The 3,881-nt window shown below is 49.2% G+C and carries 3 protein-coding genes; 2 read left to right on the top strand and 1 reads right to left on the bottom strand.

The features are described from left to right. The first annotated feature begins 62 nt into the window (after positions 1-62). Positions 63-1,502, top strand: a complete 1,440-nt coding sequence (treP, locus tag B2751_RS03480; RefSeq protein WP_290772829.1) for a PTS system trehalose-specific EIIBC component — start codon at positions 63-65, stop codon at positions 1,500-1,502. A 21-nt stretch (positions 1,503-1,523) separates the two neighbouring features. Beyond that, positions 1,524-3,164: an alpha,alpha-phosphotrehalase gene (treC, locus tag B2751_RS03475; protein WP_290753014.1), complete on the top strand. Its 1,641-nt coding sequence runs from the start codon at positions 1,524-1,526 to the stop codon at positions 3,162-3,164. Between the two features lie 237 nt (positions 3,165-3,401). On the opposite strand, the gene B2751_RS03470 is transcribed toward treC, so the two are convergent. Next, on the bottom strand, positions 3,402-3,881 hold a 480-nt coding region (locus B2751_RS03470), incomplete at its 5' end, for an alanine:cation symporter family protein (protein ID WP_290772824.1).

Here is a 3,881-nt window from a genome sequence, read left to right as displayed (position 1 = left end):
ATAAGAAAACGTTTTCATTTCAAAAGTGGTCGAGTACGTCACTTCCAAAAAGGAGCATCGAGATGAAACCAAACTATCGTCAGATTGCAGAGCAAATCATTGAGAAAATCGGAGGCAAGGAGAACGTTGAGCAGGCAGCTCACTGTGTCACCCGTCTTCGCTTAACGCTTAAAAATCAAGAGCTCGTCGACCAAGAAGCCTTACTTGAAGTTCCGCTCGTCAAAGGCGCGTTCTTGAACGCAGGCGTCTATCAAATCGTCATTGGTGCCGGTGATGTCGACCGGGTCTATGCTGAATTCATTCAACTGACTGGTTTGCAGGCGACAACGATTGCGGACGTTAAATCGTCAGGAGCGGCGAAAATGAACCCGTTCCAAAAGTTGATCAAAGTCTTTTCCGACGTCTTCATGCCCATCATCCCGGCGATCATCGTCGCTGGTCTCTTAATGGGGATCAATAATCTGTTCGGTATCGAATTCGGCGGCAAGACGATGATTGATCGTTATCCGAATCTACAAGGATTATGGGACCTGATCAATATGATGGCAAATACCGCTTTCGTCTTTCTCCCGGCACTCGTCGGCTGGTCGGCAACGAAACGCTTCGGCGGAAGTGAGATCCTCGGAATCGTCATGGGTCTGATGCTTGTTCATCCCGATCTCTTAAACGCTTGGAATTACGGACAGAGCGCTTTAAAAGGTGAAATTCCGACGTTCAACATCCTCGGTCTGTTTGAAATCGAAAAAGTCGGCTATCAAGGACAAATTCTCCCGGTGCTCGCAGCCGCTTATGTCCTTAGCACGATTGAACGCTGGCTCAAAAAACGCGTACCGAACGCCATCCAATTACTCGTCGTACCGATTACGACGATCACATTAACGGGCTTCCTTGCCCTTGCCGTCATCGGACCGGTCACACGTCAAGTCGGTGACTGGATCACGATTGGTGTCGTCAATACGTTCGAAGCTGTTCCGTTACTCGGTGCCTTATTATTCGGTGCACTCTACGCACCGCTCGTCATCACCGGCATGCATCACATGTTCATCGCCGTCGACTTACAGTTGATCGGACAAAGTGGAACGACGTTTATCTGGCCGATGATCGCGATCTCGAACATCGCCCAAGGTTCAGCAACGCTCGCGATGCTCTTCCTCGCGAAAAACGTCAACGATAAGAACATGGCGTCGACGTCGGCACTATCCGCTTACTTTGGGATCACGGAACCAGCGATGTTCGGGGTTAATCTTCGATTCAAATATCCGTTTTATGCGGCACTCGTCGGATCAGCAATCGCGTCTGCCTTCATCGCAGTCAGCCGTGTCCTTGCTCCTGCAATTGGTGTCGGTGGCTTACCTGCTTTCATCTCGATCGTACCCGGGTCGATCCTGTCGTTCATTGTCGGCATGGTAATCGCAATTATCGTTCCTATTGCCTGTACGTTCCTGTTCCACTATGTCTCAACGAAACGCGCAAAAAAAGCCGCACTGAACAAAGCGGCGTAATTTCAGAAAGGTGTGTATCTGATGATCACGACAACCGATTGGCGCAAATCCGCCGTTTATCAAATCTATCCGAAGAGTTTTTATAGTCCGGAGGGCAAAGCGACCGGTACGTTGCGCGGGGTCACGGCCAAACTCGATTATCTGGCGGATCTTGGTGTCGATTACCTGTGGTTGACGCCGGTCTATGCCTCACCGCAAAACGATAATGGATATGATGTCAGTGACTATTACGCAATCGATCCCTCGTATGGAACGATGGATGATTTCGAGACGTTACTCGCAGAAACAAAACGACGTGGTCTGTCGGTCATGATGGATATCGTCGTCAATCACTGCTCGACGTCACACGCTTGGTTCGAAGAAGGACGTCATCCGGACAGTCCCTATCATGACTACTTCATTTGGCGCGAGACACCGAACGACTGGGTATCGAAGTTCGGCGGTCCTGCTTGGTCATTCGATGAGGTAGCTGGTAAGTATTACTTGCACCTGTTCGACAAGACGCAAGCGGACCTGAACTGGGAAAATCCCCGACTCCGGGAAGACGTTTACGCGATGATGCGCTTTTGGCGCGATAAAGGGGTCAGTGGCTTCCGACTCGACGTCATCAACTTGATCTCGAAGACGCCAGGGCTTCCCAATGATCCCGAGGGAGACGGACGTGCGTACTATACGGACGGACCAAACATTCATGACTACTTGCAAGAGATGAACGCAGCCGTTTTTGCCGGACACGATCTCTTGACGGTCGGTGAGATGTCGTCGACGTCGCTTGAACATTGTCTTCAATATTCTTCGCTCGAAAATCAAGAACTGAAGATGACGTTCAATTTCCATCACTTGAAGGTCGATTATCCGAACGGTGAGAAATGGACGGCTGCACCGTTTGACTTCAAGCAGTTGAAACAAATTTTCTCCGACTGGCAAACTGGCATGAACGGACAAGCATGGAACGCGATTTTTTGGTGTAACCATGACCAACCCCGCGTCGTCAGCCGGTTTGGTGACGACGTCGCGTATCGTGTCGAGAGTGCAAAGATGCTCGCGACGACGCTTCATGGCTTGCAAGGTACACCGTATATTTACCAAGGAGAAGAGATCGGAATGCCGAATCCGGACTTCACGAATCTGTCCGACTACCGTGATGTCGAGACATTGAATGCCTATCAAGAAGCACGGACCAACGGCGTATCGGAAGAAGCAATTCTCGCTGCGATCCGTCAAAAATCACGCGATAACGCGCGGACACCGATGCCTTGGTCAGACGCCGTAAACGGTGGCTTTAGTACAAGTGAGCCATGGATCCCGGTCTCGCCGACGTACGATCAAATCAATGTCGAGGCTGCTATCGCAGACCCTGATTCAGTCTATCATCATTACAAGCGGTTGATTCAACTCCGCAAACAGTATGACGTGCTCACGGACGGTTCATACCGGCTGTTGACACCGGACGATCCATCACTCTGGGCGTACGAACGCGCAACGAGTGAAGAAGAATTACTCGTCGTCTCGAATTTCTACGGAACGGACACGACGTTCACGTTACCTCATGACGGATCGGACTATACGGTGTTGCTTCATAATTATCAGCAGATGCAGACAGAGGGGTACACTTTAACGTTACGACCTTATGAATCACTGATGCTTTATCGTAAAAAGTGATTGAATGAGACGGAGCACACGCAAAAAAGAGAAGGTTGGTTTCCAAGGGATACCCTAGAAACCAATCTTCTCTTTTGTTGAATAGATATAGAATGTGAATGCCTATTCCTCGACTCCTACAGGAAAAGAAAGCATGGTACATTCTTTTGTCAGGGAAAGCGAGGATGGCAAAGTCATTCGTTTTCAAAAATGATTTTTAAGCACTAGTTCCTTCCGAGTCTTTCATTTTCGCATGTTCTACGAAACTTTCCGATTCGCTTCTTCTCGTCTCAACTGTTCGCGGAACAGTCGTGTCTCAGCAATGACGACACCGGACAATCCAATCAAACCGATTAAGTTCGGAATCGCCATCAATCCATTAAAGACATCGGAAATCGCCCAGACCATGTTCAAGTTCGTCGTCATCGCACCCGCTCCGGCGACTAAGACGAACAGGATACGGTATGGGAGGATCGATTTTTGACCGAATAGATAATAGATTGATTTTTCGCCATAATACGACCAGCCAAGAACAGTCGAATAAGCAAACATGACGAGTCCAATCGTGACGATGTATTTTCCGGCAGGACCGAGGAAGACCTCGAAGCTTGCTGTCGTCAATTCAACGCCTTGTAACTTCGTATCAAGTTGTCCTCCCATGACGAGCGTCAAACCTGTGATCGAACAGACGACCAATGTATCTAAAAACACCTGCGTCATCGAAACGAGCGCTTGACG

Source organism: Exiguobacterium sp. UBA6282, from assembly GCF_002440475.1.
Classification (GTDB): Bacteria; Bacillota; Bacilli; order Exiguobacteriales; family Exiguobacteriaceae; genus Exiguobacterium_A.
The sequence above is the reverse complement of the archived record's forward strand: the minus strand, read 5'-3'. Positions and strand labels throughout refer to the sequence as shown.

What these genes read in the sequence shown, in the direction of transcription:
- treP (WP_290772829.1), top strand. Translation starts at nt 63, where the DNA reads ATGAAACCAAACTATCGTCAGATTGCAGAGCAAATCATTGAGAAAATC.
- treC (WP_290753014.1), top strand. Translation starts at nt 1,524, where the DNA reads ATGATCACGACAACCGATTGGCGCAAATCCGCCGTTTATCAAATCTAT.